Annotated in this window: 1 rRNA gene; it reads right to left on the bottom strand. The window is 55.0% G+C overall.

Features of this window, described 5'->3' with window-relative positions:
• Positions 1-104: 104 nt before the first annotated feature.
• Positions 105-2,949 (bottom strand): 23S ribosomal RNA (locus AC5RUQ_RS20905); the annotation flags it as partial.

Raw genomic sequence — 2,949 nt, 5'->3', positions numbered from 1 at the left:
TGGTTTGTTGTTTGGGAACCACATAGTGGACGCAAGCAGTCTTGTTATCTTTTTACCGCCCCCGGGGTGCAAACGCTTTTGAAGTTCGTTTGCGGGGGTGGTGTGTGGTGTAAGTTATCGGCCTATTAGTACCGGTCAGCTTCACGAGTCGTTAGTCCTCGCTTCCACATCCGGCCTATCAACCCAGTGGTCTGGCTGGGGGCCTCTCACACGCTAGGTGTATGGAAATCTCATCTTGAAGCGAGCTTCCCGCTTAGATGCTTTCAGCGGTTATCCCATCCGAACGTAGCTAATCAGCGGTGCACTTGGCAGTACAACTGACACACCAGAGGTTCGTCCGTCCCGGTCCTCTCGTACTAAGGACAGCCCTTCTCAAATTTCCTGCGCGCGCAGCGGATAGGGACCGAACTGTCTCACGACGTTCTAAACCCAGCTCGCGTACCGCTTTAATGGGCGAACAGCCCAACCCTTGGGACCTACTCCAGCCCCAGGATGCGACGAGCCGACATCGAGGTGCCAAACCATGCCGTCGATATGGACTCTTGGGCAAGATCAGCCTGTTATCCCCGAGGTACCTTTTATCCGTTGAGCGACGGCCATTCCACAATGTACCGCCGGATCACTAGTCCCGACTTTCGTCCCTGCTCGAGATGTCTCTCTCACAGTCAAGCTCCCTTGTGCACTTACACTCGACACCTGATTGCCAACCAGGCTGAGGGAACCTTTGGGCGCCTCCGTTACTTTTTAGGAGGCAACCGCCCCAGTTAAACTACCCATCAGGCACTGTCCCTGACCCGGATTACGGGCCGAAGTTAGATGTCCAAAGTGACCAGAGTGGTATTTCAACGATGACTCCACCCGAACTGGCGTCCGGGCTTCAACGTCTCCCACCTATCCTACACAAGCCACTCCGAACACCAATACCAAACTATAGTAAAGGTCTCGGGGTCTTTCCGTCCTGCTGCGCGTAACGAGCATCTTTACTCGTACTGCAATTTCGCCGAGTTTATGGTTGAGACAGCGGGGAAGTCGTTACTCCATTCGTGCAGGTCGGAACTTACCCGACAAGGAATTTCGCTACCTTAGGATGGTTATAGTTACCACCGCCGTTTACTGGGGCTTAAATTCTCAGCTTCGCCTTGCGGCTAACCGGTCCTCTTAACCTTCCAGCACCGGGCAGGAGTCAGTCCGTATACATCGTCTTGCGACTTCGCACGGACCTGTGTTTTTAGTAAACAGTCGCTTCCCCCTGGTCTCTGCGGCCCCGATCCCCTCCCACCAGCAAGTGGTGTTCAAGGTTGGGGCCCCCCTTCTCCCGAAGTTACGGGGGCATTTTGCCGAGTTCCTTAACCATAATTCTCTCGATCGCCTTAGTATTCTCTACCTGATCACCTGTGTCGGTTTGGGGTACGGGCGGCTAAAACCTCGCGTCGATGCTTTTCTCGGCAGCATAGGATCACCAAATCCCCCCAAACGGGGGTCCCATCAGATCTCAGGCATCATGAACAGCGGATTTGCCTACCGTTCGCCCTACATCCTTAGACCGGGACAACCATCGCCCGGCTTGGCTACCTTCCTGCGTCACACCTGTTAATACGCTTGCCTCCCAGGATCAGGTCCTGCGCTCCACCAAAACCCTTCACCCACAAGGGGTGTCAGGCAGGTCTCGGGCAGTTAGTATCCCCTGTTCAGCATGGGCGGTTTTTCGCCGGTACGGGAATATCAACCCGTTGTCCATCGACTACGCCTGTCGGCCTCGCCTTAGGTCCCGACTTACCCAGGGCAGATTAGCTTGACCCTGGAACCCTTGATCATTCGGCGGACGGGTTTCTCACCCGTCTTTCGCTACTCATGCCTGCATTCTCACTCGTGTAGGCTCCACCGCTGGTTTACACCGCGACTTCACTGCCCACACGACGCTCCCCTACCCATCCAGACGCCTGAACCACAAGGGCTTAGCTAATATCTGAATGCCACAACTTCGGCGGTGTACTTGAGCCCCGCTACATTGTCGGCGCGGAATCACTTGACCAGTGAGCTATTACGCACTCTTTTAAGGATGGCTGCTTCTAAGCCAACCTCCTGGTTGTCTTCGCAACTCCACATCCTTTCCCACTTAGCACACGCTTAGGGGCCTTAGTTGGTGGTCTGGGCTGTTTCCCTCTCGACTATGAAGCTTATCCCCCACAGTCTCACTGCTGCGCTCTCACTTACCGGCATTCGGAGTTTGGCTGACGTCAGTAACCTTGTAGGGCCCATTAGCCATCCAGTAGCTCTACCTCCGGTAAGAAACACGCAACGCTGCACCTAAATGCATTTCGGGGAGAACCAGCTATCACGAAGTTTGATTGGCCTTTCACCCCTACCCACAGCTCATCCCCTCCATTTTCAACTGAAGTGGGTTCGGTCCTCCACGACGTCTTACCGTCGCTTCAACCTGGCCATGGGTAGATCACTTCGCTTCGGGTCTAGATCACGCCACTGCAACGCCCTATTCAGACTCGCTTTCGCTACGGCTTCCCCACACGGGTTAACCTCGCGACGTAACACTAACTCGCAGGCTCATTCTTCAAAAGGCACGCCGTCACAGTAACTATGCGATTACTCGCGACTGCTCCGACGGATTGTAAGCACACGGTTTCAGGTACTGTTTCACTCCCCTCCCGGGGTACTTTTCACCTTTCCCTCACGGTACTGGTCCGCTATCGGTCATTAGGGAGTATTTAGGCTTATCAGGTGGTCCTGACAGATTCACACGGGATTTCTCGGGCCCCGTGCTACTTGGGATACTCATCCGGGCGGTACACAACATTTCGGTTACGGGGCTCACACCCTCTCTGGCCGGCCTTTCAAGACCGTTCACCTATGCCTGCACATCACACCCCACCAACCCGGCAGAGTTGGTACGGAAAGTCCCACAACCCCGACCATGCAACGCCCGCCGGCTAT

Source organism: Arthrobacter sp. MDT2-3, from assembly GCF_059090465.1.
Note: the sequence above shows the minus strand (reverse complement) of the source record. Positions and strands in the feature narration are given on the sequence as shown.